Raw genomic sequence first — 17,719 nt, 5'->3', positions numbered from 1 at the left:
AGCGTTTCAAGTACTGGTGCTGCTGAAACTTGCAAAATATTATAATTAGTAGTACAATAACGACTCTAGCGATTTTAGCGACAAATGCGACAAGATGTAGAACATAACAATAATGAGAGTGAAGAAGAGATTTCGTTTTTAACAACTATTGAAGTAGCTGAACTTCTTCGTGTTCATCAAAGAACTGTACAAAGATGGATATCATCAAATAATCTTAAAGCTACAAAAGTGGGGCCAAGGATTTGGCGTATCAGACAAAAAGACTTAGATGAGTTCTTACAAATAAATAATAGTAGAAAACAAGCAGAAGAAGATATTAACTCAAATGGCAACAGGAATACCTAGTCGAAATAGTCATAAAAGTCAAAAACAAAATGTAATTCCTTTTCGTCTGGAATATGAAGGAAAAATTCCTATAGAAGACATATTAAAAATTCCTGTAGCAAAGTTACATCGTATAATAAGTATAGATGAACATCCAAGAAACCGACTCATCTATGGAGAGAATTTAAGAGTTCTTAGTTCATTTTTGAACGATAATACTATCGCGGGTAAAGTTAGTTTAATTTATATTGACCCCCCCTATGCAACAGGGAGTAGTTTTGAGTCTCGTCAAAGAGACCATGCTTATCACGACCTAATAGAAGGTGCAGAATATTTAGAGTTTTTACGTCAACGACTGATTTTACTAAGAGAACTTTTATCAGATGAAGGTTCTATTTATATACATTTAGATGACAAGATGTCTTGTGCTGTCAAAATTATAATGGATGAAATTTTTGGTTCTAAAAACTTTCGCAATTTGATTACAAGAAAAAAATGTAACCCAAAAAACTATACACGTAAACAGTATGGAAACACTGCTGACTACATTTTATTTTACACAAAAACAGATAATTATATATGGAATCAGCCTTTTAATCCTTGGACTGAAACTACTGCAAAGAAAGAGTATCAATATGTTGAAAAGGAGACTGGAAGAGTTTATAAGAAAGTTCCTGTTCATGCACCAGGTGTAAGAAAAGGTGCAACAGGTCAACCTTGGAGAGGAATACTACCTCCTCCAGGTAAACACTGGCAATATACTCCAGAAACTTTAGACGAAATGGATGCACGTGGAGAAATTTACTGGTCACCAACAGGAAACCCAAGAAGAAAAGTTTATTTAGATAATAGTCAGGGTATTTCAGTCCAAGATATTTGGCTTGATTTCAAGGATGCCCACAATCAAAATATAAAAATTACTGGCTATCCAACAGAAAAAAATCCAGATATGATAAAACGAATAATTCTAGCCTCATCTAATGAGGGAGATATTGTGTTAGATGCATTCGCGGGAAGTGGTACTACTGCTGCTATAGCTGAAGAGTTAGGTAGAAAATGGATAGCTATTGATAATTCCCAACTTGCTATAGCTACAATAGTTCAGCGTTTAGTTAAAGGGACAGAAGCAATGGGTAACTTCATTAACGGAAATCGTTCCGCTAAACATGAACAAAAGTGCTTAATAGGTATAAATAGAATTTTACGAAGTGGTCTAGATTTATATATTGAAGAAACACCAGAATTAGAGTTTATCTCTGATACTGTAATACATGATTGGGATAGCAAACTCAACTTTCAAGCCAATCTTGTGTAAATCTCTCATCAAGCATTTTTAGAGTGCATACCATTATTTTGCCACTACCATAACTTTCTAGACGAGCGTAATCATTCCACATAGATCCTAGTAGTAATCCTGGGCCATCATTCAACAAAAATACTTTTAAAGCCACTTTATATGTATCAGCATATCTGAGAATATCAGTTGCTTTATCTCGATTTCCACCAGTCCGATCATCTTCTTGAGAACCTCCTCTATCAGAGTCATAACGAGCAAATCCAACTACTAAGGGGGTTCCATCTAATCGAGATATAAAAATATCTGCTGGAGTTTGAGCTTCCCAATTATCCAAAACCTTATCAAGCATTACATCTTTTCCAGCACGAACTGGCCCCCGAATTATATAGTTTTTACCAAATACTCTGTCAAACCATAAGAAAAACGCTTCTGTCAAGTCATAGCCTTTTTGCCCCCGTTTACTCTGTTCTAAAAGAAGAGCCATAAGAGTTTCATCGGGTACAGGACGACTTTGCAAATTTTTTCTAACTTCTTCTAAGCTACGAAATCTATCACCAAAATCGTTAATTATAGTGGGAATATCACGTTTTTTCTTGGTCATTTCTACTGTCGTATCTGGTGATACATACCTCCGAAATACTCTAAGAAGTTGAATACGTAAAGGATCAGGCTCTTTTGTAATAATTTCAAGTAAATTTGCAGAGTTGGTTGCTTCATCTACCAATTCTATGAAACGCTCCAAAACTTTCTCGTAGAGCATTTTAGCTTCATCTAAAGAATCTGGGTAGAATGGTGAGTCAAATATGGTAATCCACTTAGATGCAGTTACTTTGTAGCTACTGAATGAATTCAAATTACAATCTCCACTACCATAATCGATACAATCTTTTAAGTATAAAACACATAACTCTATAAAAAACTCCAAAGCTGACGCTTTCAAAGTTCCTCAGCAATTTCACCAAATAGCCGTTTTAACAGTGGCAGGACGAGCGATCGCACTTTTTCTTCGGCCGCTTCTAATATACCCGTGTGTCTGCAAATGCTTCTTCACTACGGAAAACTTTATTTGTAGCCATCATTATTTTACCGGAGTGCGATCGCCCTTCTTCTCTACGTGAAATTTACCCTCTTGGCTGACCTTGTAACCACCTTTCCAAATCAGCAAAAGTAGAGAAATCTAACAAAGCATCACCTAAAGCTTCCAACTGTTCCACCGATAACCCTTGAATCTGGGACAGAAGCGCATCAGGAATATGACCTACACGGCGATTTAATAGTCGTAAAACGATCGTTCTTTCACCTTCCACCTTTCCTTCCTCTCGTCCTTCTTGCTTCGCTTCCAGAATAGCCCGTGGTTCTTCCAAATTCAGTCCCAACATCGCTTGAATCTCCTCTCGACTAAGGTTAGAAAACTTGTAGACAATAATCGTCGTCACTAAATCAATTATCGCTTGCTCCGATTGTTGCCGCGCTTGCTCCAGCAAAAACCGCGCCCCTTCGACTGCTTCCGTTTCCGAAGTAACATTTGTCAGCAACATCAAACCTAATCCCAAAGGTTGTTCTCGCAAATCTCCCAACTCATCCAGATAAACCCGCCTAACTTGACCACTTTCTAACAAAGCGCGGTGAATCGAAGAGTTAGAAGGTTCAAGACTGCGAGAACCAAAAATTATTACTCCAAACCAGTCTTCGTAACGGATTGAGTGGCGGTAGAGAAACAAAAACAATTCGCTAAAGAAGCGGTGATATAAGTCTTCATCCTTCTGAAACTGCACTTCTGCAAAAAAGACAGTTTTGGAAACTGCATTAGCAGGAGGTAAAAATACTCCATCAATCCGAAACGCTGTTTCTTTGACTTCAACCGATTCAAACTGGTAGTTTTCCGCTTCTGGAGGTGGTTCATCTACTAATTCAAACAGTAAACCGGGAAATTGCTTAAATAATTTATAGAAAATGGTGTCACGTCGCATTTTTATTCCTCAACACCCAGACAATTACCAGATTGTAAAGGCTTGAGACAACAATTTTAGCGTAGGCGTAGCCCACCGCAGGTATCGCATGTCCCTACGTCCGCGATAAAATTCTCAAGCACAACAGCGCACTTCATACCAATGCAAATTAACTGGCAAACAGCCAAAACCTACGAAGACATTCTGTATCAAAAAACTGATGGCATTGCGAAAATCACCATCAACCGTCCCCATAAACGCAATGCTTTCCGTCCTGAAACAGTCTTTGAACTGTACGATGCTTTCTCTAATGCTCGTGAAGATATTACTATTGGGGTTGTTTTATTTACTGGATATGGCCCACATACTGATGGTAAATATGCCTTCTGTTCTGGTGGCGATCAAAGTGTGCGCGGACATGCTGGTTATGTAGATGATACTGGCATCCCTCGTTTGAATGTACTGGACTTACAACGCCTGATTCGTTCCATGCCGAAAGTGGTAATTGCTTTAGTAGCTGGATATGCGATCGGTGGTGGACATGTCCTACACTTAATTTGCGACCTTACCATCGCCGCCGATAACGCCATTTTTGGGCAGACTGGCCCGAAAGTCGGCAGTTTCGACGGTGGTTTTGGAGCTAGCTATCTCGCCCGCATTGTGGGACAAAAAAAAGCTAGAGAAATTTGGTTTCTCTGCCGCCAATATGATGCACAACAAGCTCTAGAAATGGGTTTAATTAATTGCGTTGTCCCAATAGAACAACTAGAAGCCGAAGGTATTCAATGGGCGCAAGAGATTTTAGAAAAAAGTCCGATCGCAATTCGGTGTCTCAAAGCCGCCTTTAATGCTGATTGTGACGGACAAGCTGGTTTACAAGAACTCGCTGGCAATGCGACCCTACTCTATTACATGACAGAAGAAGGGTCTGAAGGCAAACAAGCCTTTCTTGAAAAGCGTCCACCAGATTTTCGCTCTTTTCCTTGGCTACCTTAAAATTGCAAAAATCGCACCCTTTTTTGAGGTGCGATTTTTATATATGTCAAATTTAAAGCACTAAATATCTTAAAAACGAATCTTATCTTAAGAAAACTACAAAATCGGTTCAGTAATAATGGATAGCTAAATAAACACTGCTTCAGTCTTAGCCTGTTCAGAATATATAGAGGCAGTTATTTCTTCTACAGGGACAAGAGCAGCATTATCTAAATCTGAGCCTACAGAATGAGAACAAGCTAAAACTGGTGCTGCATCTGGCAAAGTCCAAGCATCTTCCAAGGTTTCCCAAGAAGGTGCAAAAGGTGGGAGCGCCAAAGAGCAAGCCTTCCAAGTTGCTTGAACTGGCGCTCCCAACTTCTGGCACGTTCCACCACGGCGACCTTCTGGCTGGTAATGACGGCAATATTTACAAGCAGATGCTAAAAATTTAATAGGTTTCATTTGGGTTCATCTTTAGTGCCGTTTCCGGCTAAATTTCATGTTTATATTTTGCTTCTATATATAAAGACGGATAAAAGCCAAAAAGTCATTATTTTCTATAGGTTTCAGCGATCCCGACGATAAAGTAAACTTTAGGATATTTTTATAATCTTGTTATATTTTTAAATAATTCTGAGAGTGCTTACCTATAGATTTTAACTAAAACTTATTAGGGATCAAGAGTAAAACTAAAGCTTTTGATTTATTTAGCCTTTTAACTTCCTCCTTAAGGATAGATTAAGGCATATAATTCCAGATAAATAGTCTGCTTTCATTACCACACTAAACATATTTTAGCCATAAAACATATTATTTTCTCAATAATTAGAACTTTTCTATATGGCAGAAGCAAATTACTTGAGGAAAAATTCTACTCAACGAATAATCGCTAAACTATTTTGCTGTCAATTCAAGTCAGAATTGACTCTCTTTAAAACTGTTTAGCAGCACAGATAGAACAGACTGCCCAGCGCTGGAGTTCGCCGGGTGGGGTAGGAGATTCACATTGAGGACAAAGGGGTAAGCCATGCGATCGCGATCGCATAATCTTCGTCCAATGCCCAAAAGCAGCATTCACATCCTTAGTGGGTATAACATCAGAACGGTTAATCTCATCACCAAGGTAACTAGGATGCTCATGGGGTGAAACCGTTTGTTGCTGTTTTCTCTCCACAGATAGATTCTGCCAGCCAGCAGTAGAGAAGCGAATATCAACCAAAGGCGTTGGCAGCTTTTTATTCAACTTCAAAAGCAGAGATGTGCGGCCAAAAGTTAGGTTTTGCGCCCAAGCAGCACTAGAAGTTGCTACCGACAAAACATCGCGTTGAATCGCCAATGGTCGAGTATTTGCAGCAACCACCGGCCCAACAACTTCTGCCCAACACTTACTCAAGTATTGAAATGGTTGCTCCTGCCATTTAGCCTGCTTTTCTAGAACGCCCAAAATATCATTAATTGATTTCAACGACATTATTCTGAGTGCTGAGTGAGGAGACGCGATGAATCGCGTCTGTACAAAAAAAAGGTAGGAGTAGAGACGCGTGGAGTGGGGGAGACAAGGAGAATAACCATGCCCAATGCCCAATGCCCAATTCCCAATCTATCCATTTAAATAATTTTCGCTACTATTGTCACAAATATAAAGTTAATTCCAACAATCTACGCTTGAGGCATAGAGGCAATGACTCAAAACCCCCTGAACGATTCCAGCACTCAATCGTCTAAAACACCTGGATTGAAACCAGCACTAGCAGCAGCATTAGCAAGTTTAGAAGTACCACTAGATCAAGAGTTAGCTCGATACCGACGCACGCGAAATGGTTTAGGCTCATCGAACCAGCGCCGTGTTGCAAGTTACATGAGCAATCAAGCCCAGTCGTTGAGTGCCATTCCTACAACATCCGTCACAACTCAGTCATCAGTAACGGACATGAAAACTAACGTGCCGCCCGTATCTGTACCCATGAATCAGGGAACCCCAGCGCCAGCTACAGCCAAAATTGACGTACCACCAGCATCTTTTGTAGCTGTGAATCCTGAGATGAACCCAGCGTCAGCTACGGTAAATACTGAAGAACGAAATAATCTCAATGTTCCCTCCACCCCCGACGCTGCTAAAACACAAACTCAACTTCCACCGCCGCCGCCGAACTTTAGTAGCAGCATCGTGGCAGCAATCGTTAAAAATACTAACAGTGAAAATCTTTTGCAGCCAGATGACACCCCTAAACACCCAGATGACTACTTAGAATCTAGTGAAGCACTGCTGCGAAGTCTGACAGAAGAACAACCAGAAATTAAGAAACCAAGCAATTCTAGTGACAGTCTGCTATCACCTTTAGGTATCGGCTCGATGTTGCTACTATTAGTGGCAAGTCTTACCTTGGGTTATGTAGTATTCAATCCCAAAGGCTTACCGCAATGGAATTTAGGCAAGTTGTTTAACGGAAACTCACCTCCCGCACCAGAAAATACTCAAGAAGTTGGGAGTAATGTCCAACCTCAGATCGAGCCACCAAGCACATCTATACCCAAGTATCCCAATCTAGCTGCTCAAGAGTTTCCTGATGTAAGAGATCCTAATGATTTAGTTGGTTTAAAACCCAAAGTCCAGCCAAGCCTCTCAGTAGCGCCTAATCCAGTTGTTCCCCAAAATCCCGCAAATAATCCTCAAGCGGCATTGCCTGTCCCCAACACAGCCCAAAAACCGACAAATCCGATCGCTTTAGCACCAGTCCCAAGGGTACAAACCTTACCTCTTTTGAATTTGCCTCCCACTTCAACGGTAAAAAGCTTACCTAAACCAATTGCAACCTCACCAAAGCTGAATGCAGAAATCAAACCAGGAACAGATGGCTTCTATCATGTAGTGATAGATAATAAAGGTGAAGCTTATGCTTCAGCACGGCAAGTAATTCCCGATGCTTATTTATCAGCCAACAAAGAATTGATTTATCTCGGTGCTTTTAAGACTAAAGAGCAAGTACAAAAACAGATGCAACTATTAGAGTCAAAGGGAATTAAGGCAAGGGTTCAGCAGCCATAAGTTACAAAAATCTAAGATACCATGAGATTACAGTCCTGAGTGTCCAATAGTAGAGACAAAATCTTGCTTGTTTACAGTTTTACAACAAAATTTTTATACTCAATACTTTAAGTGGTCATTCAGCACTTTATAAACTACGCCTAAGACAAAATTTTTATTCTCAGGACTTTAACTAGGCGTAGACTGAACGCCCCGCTACCGCTAACAGCATGAGTTTTGTGAATGGAGAGCCGACATGGAATTAATCAAGCGTATTCTGCGGGTGATTCGCGCTAATGTCAATAGTTCGATTGCAAGTGCAGAAGATCCAGAAAAGATTCTAGAGCAAACTGTCCTGGAGATGCAGGAAAACCTGGTGCGGTTGCGGCAAGGTGTAGCACAAGCGATCGCAACCCAAAAACGTACTGAACGACAAGCGGCAGAGGCCAACTCTCAAACAGAAGAATGGTATCGCCGCGCCCAATTAGCCCTGCAAAAAGGCAATGAACCTCTAGCACGCGAAGCTTTGACTAAGCGCCAAGCTTACAAAGAAACCACTACAGCCCTCTTTTCCCAGATAGAGCAGCAAAACGATATAGTCGCTAGGCTAAAAAAGGATATGCGATCGCTAGAGTTAAAAATTTCCGAGGCGAAAACAAAAAAAGATATGTATATTGCTCGCGCCCGTTCTGCTGAAGCATCTTCTCGCCTCCAGGAAATGCTCGGCGGAGTTTCTGCTACCAGCAGTCTGAGCGCCTTTGAGCGGATGGAAGAAAAAGTTTTGCAACTAGAAGCTCATTCAGTTGCGATGTCTGACGACAAGCCGCTTCGCGTCTACGCCCAACTCGGTAGCGACGACTTGGAAACACAATTTACTTCCTTGGAATCTACTAATAATGTGGATGCTGAATTAGCAGCAATGAAAGTACAGGTTTTAAATGAGGCAGAAAACACAGAACACAACAATCTGCTTACCGAGGAAAAGCAGAATACAGCACAGCCTCCTCAAAAGCAGTTACCCAAAACTCAAGACTCTTGAAGTTTGGCTAATTACTCCACTTTGGAGATATCCTAACAATTAAGAGTTGTTATAAGGTACTGATTCCAGCCGGAAAGATTACATTGAAATAGGTAGCTATTAAAAAGTAAAAAAGCTGACTGTCCAACCAAAAGCGTAAACCAAACAAGGAAAAACAAAGTTATGGGATTATTCGATCGCATTAAGCGAGTAGTTAGTTCTAACCTCAACGACCTGGTTAACAAAGCCGAAGACCCCGAAAAAATGCTAGAACAAGCCATCCTGGAAATGCAGGAAGACTTGGTGCAGTTGCGTCAGGGAGTAGCCCAAACGATCGCCGCTCAAAAACGCAGTGAGAAACAATATAATGATGCCCAAAATGAAATCAATAAGTGGCAACGCAATGCCCAACTAGCTCTACAAAAAGGTGATGAGAACTTAGCACGGCAAGCCCTAGAGCGGAAGAAAACTTATACGGATACTAGCACCGCCCTCAAAGCTAGTTTAGATACCCAAAGCACTCAAGTTGAAACCCTCAAGCGCAACTTAATCCAGCTAGAAAGCAAGATTTCTGAGGCTAAAACCAAGAAAGAAATGCTCAGAGCAAGAATCACTACTGCCAAAGCCCAAGAGCAACTCCAAAACATGGTAAGTGGCATGAATACCAGTAGTGCAATGTCTGCCTTCGAGCGGATGGAAGAAAAAGTGCTGATGCAAGAAGCCCGGGCGCAGTCGGCAGGTGAATTAGCAGGTGCCGATTTAGAAAGCCAATTTGCCAGGTTGGAAGGTAGTAGCGATGTTGATGATGAATTGGCAGCTTTGAAAGCGCAAATGCTACCACCCGCTACTCCAGTAACTCAAGCACAACTGCCACCGCAGCAAGGAACCACTCCTGCAAAGTCTAGTGAAGTGGTTGATGCTGAGTTGGATTCTTTACGCAAGCAATTGGATCAATTATAAAATTGTCAGAAAACTTATTTAAGCCAGTCCCACGCCTGTTGGTTGTGGGATTTTATGTCATTAGTCAATAGTTAAGAGTCAAAATAACTATGAATTATTAACTATGGACTATTGACTACTTTGGGATAAAGTATTGTGTGTGCCAACTTCGATCGCCACCTGATGGAGACTGTAATGAGTAAGGCTGTAATCACCATAACTGATGCTGAGTTTGAAACAGAAGTATTAAAAGCTGAACAGCCTGTATTAGTTTACTTTTGGGCTTCTTGGTGTGGGCCTTGTCAATTGATGTCCCCCATGATTAACTCAGCTGCTACCCAATATAGCGATCGCCTCAAAGTCGTGAAAATGGAAATTGACCCCAACCCACTCACTGTTAAACAGTACCAAGTGGAAGGTGTCCCCGCTCTCAGACTATTTCTTGGCCAGGAAGTTTTGATATCCACTGAGGGAGTCATCGGCAAAGATAAATTACTCGAACTCTTAGACACGCACTTAAATAGTAATTAGTCATTGGTCATTGGTCACTTGTACTCAGCGTTGCCGTAAAGCCTGCGGCATAGCTACGCTTCGGGCGCAGCCTCTGCAAGAGTTGTATTGGTCAAATGACTAATGACAAATGACTAATGACAAATGACTAATGACAAATGACTAACATGCAATTTGCAAAGCGTTTACAACCCCTGCAATCGAATGTATTTGCTGATATGGACAGAGCCAAGGCGATCGCTTTGGCCGCTGGACAGCAACTAATCGATTTGTCGTTGGGGTCTTCTGATTTACCAGCCGAGGCACACGTTATCGAGGCGATCGCCCAATCTCTCCACGATCGCAGTACCCACGGCTATCTGTTGTTTAACGGTACCTTTGGGTTTCGTGAAGCCGCAGCCAACTGGTACGAACAAAAATTTGGTATCAAGGTAGATCCCCAAACTGAGGTACTGCCTCTGATTGGTTCTCAAGAGGGTACAGCCCATTTCCCCCTAGCATTGCTCAATCCAGGAGATTTTGCCCTGTTGCTCGATCCAGGTTATCCCTCTCATGCTGGAGGAGTCTACCTAGCTAGCGGTCAAATCTACCCAATGCCATTACGGGCAGAAAACGCTTTTTTACCAGTGTTTGCTGATATTCCCGCCCCAGTCTTAGCTCAGTCGCGGATGATGGTATTAAGTTATCCTCATAATCCCACCTCCGCGATCGCTCCAATATCATTCTTTAAAGAAGCTGTCGCCTTCTGTCAGCAACACAATCTCGCCCTGGTTCACGATTTCCCTTATGTAGATTTAGTATTTGCGCAAACTGGGGACTGGGCAATGAACTCTTCCCAATCCCCAATCCCCAGTACCCAATCCCTAGTCCCCTCTATCCTGCAAGCCGATCCAGAGAAAAGCGTCTCCATTGAATTTTTCACCCTTTCCAAGTCATACAATATGGGCGGCTTCCGTATTGGATATGCCATTGGTAATGCTGAGTTAATTAACGCCTTACGCCAAGTAAAAGCTGCCGTTGATTTTAATCAGTATCGAGGGATTTTGAATGGTGCGATCGCAGCCCTAACTGGCCCTCAAAGCGGCGTAAAATCTGCTGTCGCTACCTTCCAGCAGCGCCGTGATACTTTCATTACTGCTTTGCACCGCATTGGCTGGAATGTTCCTACTCCCAAAGCCACAATGTACATTTGGGCAAAATTACCCTCACCTTGGAGTCAAAACTCTATAGAATTTTGTACCCAGTTAGTTAAACAAACTGGCGTAGCTGCTTCACCAGGTGCTGGCTTTGGCAAATCTGGGGAAGGGTATGTCCGTTTTGCCTTAGTACATGAGCCACCTTTGTTAGAAACTGCTGTGGAAAGAATTGCCCAGTTCCTTGATTAAATTTCTTCTCAAGCTGAACGCCAAGGATTTTTTTGCACCAAAGTCTATGGATATAAGACGCAGCAAAGGCGCACAGCCGCGCGTCCCTATAAATATCCGTATTATACTGAGCTTAAAATAATTTGTCTATATTTTTGATGCAAATAGCATTCGATAAAATACTTAATTAGACGTATAAAAACATAGAAATATTCGTCATATTTTTATTGATAATCCGAAGTAACTTTACCCAATCAGGTCTCCCCGTCTCTTAAAGTAGGTTTGTACGTTCAGCTACCAACGATGGCTAACAATACAGGTGGCGTTTTCAAGCCGCCGTATTGCCAAAAAGCCTGTAGTCAATACAGCCCAAGCCTATAAACGGCAATACTTTAAAACTTAACTTCCAAACTGACAGAGACTTGAAAAAATGAAAATGACTTTCCAGAAGCTTGTAATTGGTGCTTCAATGGCTATTGGTGTGAGTGCGATCGCTACTGTACCAGCACAGGCTGGCACACTCTCCAGCGCTACTCTCGGTGGAACAGCAACCAGTGATTATTCAGTTTATGATGTCCAAGGTAGCAGTACCAAGCTCGTGCAGCAGCCCTCCGCAAATGATGTCCAAAAAGTCCTAGATGGAGATGCTGGAAACCCCACAGGAAACGTAGAGTTACGAGCCAGTAGTGAGCAGTCTGGTTTTGATTTCACCAAAAACACTACCTTGACGGGGCAAATTGGTGACCAAAGTATTACCTTGAGTAGTCTGACCGCAACAGATTGGTTTAGTACTGGGTCAGTATTGGATACAAGCTATGGTGCAAGTAACTTTGCAAATACTTGGTTTAACCAATTTTATGATGCAGCTGGTCTAGGAGCAAGTCTTATCCCTCGTAGTCAAGCTTTTAATGCATTTTTATCCATCAATGGTTTCCAACGCTCCAGCGATCCTAATATCTCTTACGTTAACCAAAATGACACCACTGGCGAAATCAAAATTGGGTTAGCGGGTCACTACAATTTAAAAGATTATTATGCGCCTCTGTTAGGAAACTTGGGTAATCTCCTCAAAAATGGATTTCAAGCCAGTGAAGTTGTTAAAGTTACCTACAACAACAAGACTGATTTCCTTTACAGCTTTTTTGCTACGGCAAGTGGACTAACCAACAGTGTGGGGTTAGGCGCTGATGGAAACTCTCACAGTGGCAACTATGAAGTCAGCATAAAAGGTGTACCTCCCGCAGCAGTGCCAGAACCATCAGTAATCATTGGTCTGTTGGGTGTGGCTGGTGTGTTTGCGACACAACGCAAATTTAAAAAAGCATCTATTTAAGATTCCTGGTTCAAAACTACAAATAAGTAAGGGAGCTAACTGCTCCCTTTTTTTATGAATAGTTCTTTCCAGCTATAGCAATCCAATTTGATTCATGAAATTACTTGCGTAGAGAGGAAACAGGAAAGAAAAGAATAGATGTGTACTGAGGTTTTTCACGCAATTAAATGGGAATCTTATATCAATACCTTCGCCAAATCAAAAAATGACTCGATTCGTAGGTATCTGCTCGAAAGTTGTGATGCGTGCAGCAAGAGCAAGGTATCTAGTAAACTGTGGTGGAAGCGACTTACCTTTAAAAAGTGGATATTTATCTCAAGTCTTGTTAATTGAGATAGTAGCTGGGTTTAAACCATGTTGTACTAGGTAGTAAATCAAGCCACTCTGCGGGTACTCTGTTGGGGAATTCGTAGAGTAACCACAGAAGCGTTTACAGACTAAAAGCCTACCTACTTTATATTTACTTGATAATTACTCTGTGAAATCGGCACGAAAAAAGAATTTTTCTTAAAATAGAGAAAGATTACTTAATTTTGATTGTGACAATATCTACTCAAATACTACCACTGGTTAAAGAGCCGGAACGACTGGAAAATCGTCTAGCCGAAATTCCACCGGAACCGGGGGTTTATTTTATGCGGGATAAGAGCGATCGCATTATATATATAGGTAAGTCACGGAAATTGCGATCGCGTGTCCGTTCCTATTTTCGGGATGGCTACAACAAAACTGAACGCATCGCTACGATGGTCAAGTTGGTGACAGAAATTGAATTCATCGTCACCGATACTGAAGCCGAAGCCCTAGCGCTAGAAGCCAATTTGATCAAGCAGCACCAGCCATACTTCAATGTGCTGCTCAAAGATGATAAAAAATATCCCTATCTCTGCATTACTTGGTCAGAAGATTACCCGCGAATTTTTATTACCCGTAAACGTCAATTTGGTAAGGAAAAGGATAAATTTTACGGGCCTTATACTGATGCTGGTTTATTACGAGAAGTTGTCCGCATCTGTAAACGCATCTTTCCCCAGCGACAACGACCTCAACCACTTTTCAAAGATCGTCCGTGCTTAAATTATGATTTAGGGCGCTGTCCGGGTGTGTGTCAAAAGCTGACTTCACCAGAAGAATATCGCAAAATTGTCCAAAAGATAGCGATGGTATTCCAAGGGCGAACTCAGGAATTGATTGATATTTTGACTCAACAAATGAATGCAGCATCTGAGGACTTGAACTTTGAGTCAGCAGCACGGAGTCGCGATCAAATTTCTGGGTTAAAGTCGCTGACTGCTGACCAAAAAGTATCCTTACCAGATGATACAGTTTCACGGGATGCGATCGCACTGGCAGCTAACGAAGAACACGCTTGCATTCAACTATTCCAGATTCGGGCTGGGCAATTGGTAGGACGTTTAGCTTTTGTAGCGGATGCTCATGCAGAACCAGGAGCTATTTTACAACGAGCTTTGGAGGAACATTACCAAACTGCTGACTCAGTGGAAATACCTTTAGAAATTCTGGTACAGCATGATTTACCCGATGCGGAGATATTGGCGGATGTCCTAACTCAACGTAAAGGAAAAAAAGTCACGATTTTGACTCCTTTACGGCAAACTAAGGCAGAATTAATTGAGATGGTAGAGCGAAATGCTCAGTATGAACTGCAAAGAATGCAAAAATTTGGCGATCGCAATCACCAAGCAATGCAAGATTTAGCAGCTATTCTCGATTTACCAGATGTACCTCACCGCATCGAAGGTTATGATATTTCCCACATTCAAGGCTCAAATGCTGTAGCTTCGCAAGTCGTGTTTATCGACGGTTTACCCGCCAAGCAGCATTATCGCCACTACAAAATTCAAAATCCCACGGTGACGGCGGGACATTCAGATGATTTTGCTAGTCTTGCTGAAGTTATTGGGCGACGGTTCCGCAAGTATGGGGAAGATCCGCAACTAACACGTTTGGGTAATCCAGATTGGCCTGATTTAATCATGATTGATGGCGGTAAAGGTCAGTTATCGTCAGTTATCGCCGTTTTGCAAGAGATGAATTTATTAGAAGACTTGAGAGTTGTGAGTTTAGCCAAGCAGCGAGAAGAGATTTTTTTACCGGGTGAATCTAAACCCTTGACAACTGATGCAGAACAACCAGGCGTGCAGTTGTTGCGGCGGCTGCGGGATGAAGCGCATCGGTTTGCAGTGACTTTCCATCGTCAGCAGCGTAGTGATAAATTAAAGCGATCGCGTTTAGATGAAATTCCTGGCTTAGGACATCATCGACAAAAGCAGCTACTAGGGCATTTTCGTTCAGTTGATTATATTCGCCAAGCTACAACTCCACAACTCGCTGAGGTTCCAGGAATTGGGCCGCGTTTGGCTCAAGAAATTTACAATTATTTTCATCCCAATTGAAGATTCTTGGTTTATTTCATTCCTCAATTATTAATCTACCTAAAATTTCATTCCATTTCTCCTTGTGAATTTTTTGTATTTCATTATCAGACTCTATTAATTGAGAATACTCCTCAATAAAATCCGTAATAGACATGATCAATCTTAAATAATATTTAATTGTAGGAATTATTCCATTAAGGATTACTTGACATCCGTGTTCACTGGCAATTTCCTTAATAAGCTTATTAATTTTATTTATCTCCTTCTGATTCTTTAATATATTTTGAAGCAAAAATATAATATCTACTAGGATTATGTTTAATAATTTTTTCTTTTGCACGATAAACAATTTGCAAAGTTATTTCTTGACCATGTTTTACCTCTATAGCTTCAAGAAGATGATTATTTTTATCAAATATTTCAATATCTCCAGCAGTATTAGAAGTTCTATCAGAAGCTGTATGACTACCTAGTTTTCTCAATGTGCATGAATTATATCTGGACATCTCTCTAACTAAAACTTGATAAATACCATACAAGGCAATAACAGGTAATTTTGAACCACCATCAGTCTTATAGTCATAATTAAAATGTTCTTCTAAAGCGTTGACTACACTTTTTATGTCTAACTTTTCAGGATTAGTTAATTTAATAATCTCAACTAGATTATTCTCCTTAGCTGATTTAATGAATTTAATAAGTAATCTTAATACATCTTCTGATTTCTCAGGATTTATCTGCACAAAATCAATAATTTTTAGAAATGCTGTTTTTAGAGATTTAGGACTTATACTTCCGTTATAATCTAACGTATAAGGATAAGGTTGTTCAAAAGAACGAGTTAACCAACCACTTTCGGCCATTGAAGGTAATCCTAACTCTGTTAATGTAGGCGTAATGTACTTTGTATCTATACTTCTCCCTGAAAAACCACCAGTCATTTCAGCTTGGTGGTATCTAATGTCTTGTGATGGATATAAAGTCTTATGTACTAAAAGAGTAACTAGCACCGTATAAACTGCTTTTCTTTCAAAACATTTTTTGGCAATTTTTACAATACAATCTTGATATTCGTCTGATAATTGAATTTGATTAACTTCAAATTCAGGTATGGCTTGATAAATCTCTATAAGTTTTTCGCTGTGATTCATCATAAAAGGTATTTCTAGTTGAATAGGTCGCTCAAAAGAAACATTATCCTTAATATTATTTTTTTCACTAACTATCTCTTGATAAGAAAAAACTTGTTTTTTAATTTGATTGGCAAGTTCATACATTACTGGTATAGAAACTGAATTACCTATTTGCTTATAACACTCTGATAAATTACTATGGTTTTTGAAATTATCCGGGAACCCCATGATTCTATAGCACTCTCTAATCGTTAGCTTCCGAACTGAATTTTTTTCTGGTATGTAAATAAAAAATCTACCGGAAGTTTCTTGAGAAGGTATTGTTGGATGCACCCCTTCTATAGAATAGATTCTATTTGGTTGATGATGAACCCTAGATAAATGTTCTGTATTTGGTCTAACACCTGTTTTCCAAATACTTTTATTACGATATCCTACAAAAATCAGACCAGATGCTTGTTGTTTTGGATGATCAATCATTGTATATTCTTGAGGATTTAAGTATTCAAATTCTCCAGAAGTACACAAAAATTCTTTAAGGTTAGGAAATGGATAAGTTTTTTTGAGTAGTCCAAAATCAAATTTCCTGTTTTTCGTCGCAACAAATACTACTCTTTCTCTATTTTGTGGTAGCCCAAAATCTTTAGAGTTAAGTATCTCGTAATTAACTATATAACCCATATCTTCCAAAGAATATAAGATTACTTCTAAAGTTCTACCTTTATCATGATGTAATATATGCTTAACATTTTCAAGGATAACTACAGGAGGACTAATATGCTCAATGATTTCGCAAATATGAAAAAATAGAGTTCCTCTAGTGTCATGAAACCCTTTTTTTCGTCCACAAATACTAAAAGGTTGACAAGGAAAACCAGCTGTCAATACATCAAAGTAAGGAAGCTTTTGTATATCAATTTTTCTGATATCATGTACAGGGGTGTCTCCAAAATTATTAGAATAAACCTGTTGACAAGCTTCGTTAATCTCACAGGAAAATACACACTTATAGTTGGCTTTTTCAAAAGCCAATCTAAAACCTCCAATACCGGCAAATAAATCAGCAAATTTTAGGTTTAATTCCTCCATAAAGATTATTAAAATATTTCAATAGATAGATCAATTAAATATTATAACAAAATACTACAATTTTTTAAGATTATTGATTTGAAGTCTTGAATTATATTTAATATCGCTCAATATTTTATACTTTAATTTAAGTAATTACATGGTGTAAGTTTTTTGGAAAACCCATTAGTCATTACCAATCACTACACTGTTTCTTGCTTGGATACAGGGTACAGCATTGCTATTTTCCTACGAACAGATTGTATTGCATGGAATTGATACAGCAATTGCGTCTGTTATGAGGTACACTGAATTAAAATATAAATTCTTTTAAATGAAGTCATACTCTGTCGACCTTCGAGAAAAAATAGTTGCAGCACAT

At 40.0% G+C, this 17,719-nt stretch carries 15 protein-coding genes; 10 read left to right on the top strand and 5 right to left on the bottom strand.

The genetic code is table 11. The annotated features are described in order from the left end of the window. Positions 1-84: 84 nt before the first annotated feature. Positions 85-345, top strand: a complete 261-nt coding sequence (locus tag V7K38_RS11185) for a helix-turn-helix domain-containing protein (RefSeq protein WP_334857779.1) — start codon at positions 85-87, stop codon at positions 343-345. After that, complete coding sequence (locus V7K38_RS11180; RefSeq protein ID WP_334857778.1) at positions 326-1,639, top strand: site-specific DNA-methyltransferase; 1,314 nt, start codon at positions 326-328, stop codon at positions 1,637-1,639. Before V7K38_RS11185 ends, V7K38_RS11180 begins: the two co-directional genes overlap by 20 nt. Here V7K38_RS11180 and V7K38_RS11175 read toward each other — a convergent pair. Both V7K38_RS11175 and V7K38_RS11170 read right to left on the bottom strand, forming a co-directional pair. Next, entirely contained in the window at positions 1,614-2,561 is a 948-nt protein-coding gene (locus V7K38_RS11175) for a hypothetical protein (RefSeq protein ID WP_334857776.1), read from the bottom strand. The genes V7K38_RS11180 and V7K38_RS11175 overlap by 26 nt on opposite strands. Positions 2,562-2,742: 181 nt before the next feature. Further along, positions 2,743-3,591: an Rpn family recombination-promoting nuclease/putative transposase gene (locus V7K38_RS11170; RefSeq protein ID WP_334857775.1), complete on the bottom strand. Its 849-nt coding sequence runs from the start codon at positions 3,589-3,591 to the stop codon at positions 2,743-2,745. Positions 3,592-3,732: 141 nt separating this feature from the next. Between V7K38_RS11170 and menB the strand changes: the two genes are divergently transcribed. Further along, the gene (menB, locus tag V7K38_RS11165; protein ID WP_334857773.1) at positions 3,733-4,566 is read left to right on the top strand and encodes a 1,4-dihydroxy-2-naphthoyl-CoA synthase; all 834 of its coding nucleotides are present in this window, start codon (positions 3,733-3,735) and stop codon (positions 4,564-4,566) included. A 126-nt stretch (positions 4,567-4,692) separates the two neighbouring features. On the opposite strand, the gene V7K38_RS11160 is transcribed toward menB, so the two are convergent. Beyond that, positions 4,693-5,010, bottom strand: coding sequence for a hypothetical protein (locus tag V7K38_RS11160; protein ID WP_334857771.1), 318 nt, complete (start codon positions 5,008-5,010; stop codon positions 4,693-4,695). A gap of 469 nt (positions 5,011-5,479) precedes the next feature. Then, positions 5,480-6,019: a DUF721 domain-containing protein gene (locus V7K38_RS11155; RefSeq protein ID WP_334857769.1), complete on the bottom strand. Its 540-nt coding sequence runs from the start codon at positions 6,017-6,019 to the stop codon at positions 5,480-5,482. A gap of 210 nt (positions 6,020-6,229) precedes the next feature. On the opposite strand from V7K38_RS11155, the gene V7K38_RS11150 reads away from it, so the two are divergent. The 7 genes from V7K38_RS11150 to uvrC all read left to right on the top strand — a co-directional run bounded on the left by V7K38_RS11150 (position 6,230) and on the right by uvrC (position 15,154). Next, complete coding sequence (locus V7K38_RS11150; RefSeq protein ID WP_334857767.1) at positions 6,230-7,594, top strand: hypothetical protein; 1,365 nt, start codon at positions 6,230-6,232, stop codon at positions 7,592-7,594. 235 nt (positions 7,595-7,829) lie between these two features. Continuing rightward, a complete protein-coding gene (locus V7K38_RS11145) occupies positions 7,830-8,612 on the top strand; it encodes a PspA/IM30 family protein (protein WP_334857766.1) in 783 nt (260 codons plus the stop codon). 162 nt (positions 8,613-8,774) lie between these two features. Beyond that, positions 8,775-9,551, top strand: coding sequence for a PspA/IM30 family protein (locus tag V7K38_RS11140; RefSeq protein ID WP_334857764.1), 777 nt, complete (start codon positions 8,775-8,777; stop codon positions 9,549-9,551). A gap of 174 nt (positions 9,552-9,725) precedes the next feature. Further along, positions 9,726-10,061 (top strand): thioredoxin family protein, encoded by a 336-nt coding sequence (locus V7K38_RS11135; protein ID WP_334857763.1) that lies wholly within the window; start codon positions 9,726-9,728, stop codon positions 10,059-10,061. 146 nt (positions 10,062-10,207) lie between these two features. Beyond that, a complete protein-coding gene (locus V7K38_RS11130; RefSeq protein ID WP_334857804.1) occupies positions 10,208-11,425 on the top strand; it encodes an LL-diaminopimelate aminotransferase in 1,218 nt (405 codons plus the stop codon). 409 nt (positions 11,426-11,834) lie between these two features. Beyond that, entirely contained in the window at positions 11,835-12,737 is a 903-nt protein-coding gene (locus V7K38_RS11125; protein ID WP_334857762.1) for an NF038130 family PEP-CTERM protein, read from the top strand. A 539-nt stretch (positions 12,738-13,276) separates the two neighbouring features. Continuing rightward, positions 13,277-15,154, top strand: a complete 1,878-nt coding sequence (gene uvrC, locus V7K38_RS11120; RefSeq protein WP_334857760.1) for an excinuclease ABC subunit UvrC — start codon at positions 13,277-13,279, stop codon at positions 15,152-15,154. A gap of 233 nt (positions 15,155-15,387) precedes the next feature. Here uvrC and V7K38_RS11115 read toward each other — a convergent pair whose 3' ends face one another. Then, positions 15,388-17,358 (bottom strand): DNA cytosine methyltransferase, encoded by a 1,971-nt coding sequence (locus V7K38_RS11115; RefSeq protein WP_334857758.1) that lies wholly within the window; start codon positions 17,356-17,358, stop codon positions 15,388-15,390. Between the last annotated feature and the right edge of the window lie 361 nt (positions 17,359-17,719).

Source organism: Nostoc sp., from assembly GCF_036917465.1.
Classification (GTDB): domain Bacteria; phylum Cyanobacteriota; class Cyanobacteriia; order Cyanobacteriales; family Nostocaceae; genus Nostoc.
This window is presented reverse-complemented; position numbering and strand designations above follow the sequence as displayed.

Bases quoted from the DNA above. Each gene is read 5' to 3' on its own strand.
- V7K38_RS11160 (WP_334857771.1), bottom strand. From the start codon at position 5,010: ATGAAACCTATTAAATTTTTAGCATCTGCTTGTAAATATTGCCGTCAT.
- V7K38_RS11170 (WP_334857775.1), bottom strand. From the start codon at position 3,591: ATGCGACGTGACACCATTTTCTATAAATTATTTAAGCAATTTCCCGGT.
- V7K38_RS11140 (WP_334857764.1), top strand. From the start codon at position 8,775: ATGGGATTATTCGATCGCATTAAGCGAGTAGTTAGTTCTAACCTCAAC.
- V7K38_RS11145 (WP_334857766.1), top strand. From the start codon at position 7,830: ATGGAATTAATCAAGCGTATTCTGCGGGTGATTCGCGCTAATGTCAAT.
- V7K38_RS11155 (WP_334857769.1), bottom strand. From the start codon at position 6,019: ATGTCGTTGAAATCAATTAATGATATTTTGGGCGTTCTAGAAAAGCAG.
- V7K38_RS11185 (WP_334857779.1), top strand. From the start codon at position 85: ATGCGACAAGATGTAGAACATAACAATAATGAGAGTGAAGAAGAGATT.
- V7K38_RS11115 (WP_334857758.1), bottom strand. From the start codon at position 17,358: ATGGAGGAATTAAACCTAAAATTTGCTGATTTATTTGCCGGTATTGGA.
- V7K38_RS11150 (WP_334857767.1), top strand. From the start codon at position 6,230: ATGACTCAAAACCCCCTGAACGATTCCAGCACTCAATCGTCTAAAACA.
- V7K38_RS11125 (WP_334857762.1), top strand. From the start codon at position 11,835: ATGAAAATGACTTTCCAGAAGCTTGTAATTGGTGCTTCAATGGCTATT.
- menB (WP_334857773.1), top strand. From the start codon at position 3,733: ATGCAAATTAACTGGCAAACAGCCAAAACCTACGAAGACATTCTGTAT.
- V7K38_RS11180 (WP_334857778.1), top strand. From the start codon at position 326: ATGGCAACAGGAATACCTAGTCGAAATAGTCATAAAAGTCAAAAACAA.
- V7K38_RS11130 (WP_334857804.1), top strand. From the start codon at position 10,208: ATGCAATTTGCAAAGCGTTTACAACCCCTGCAATCGAATGTATTTGCT.
- V7K38_RS11135 (WP_334857763.1), top strand. From the start codon at position 9,726: ATGAGTAAGGCTGTAATCACCATAACTGATGCTGAGTTTGAAACAGAA.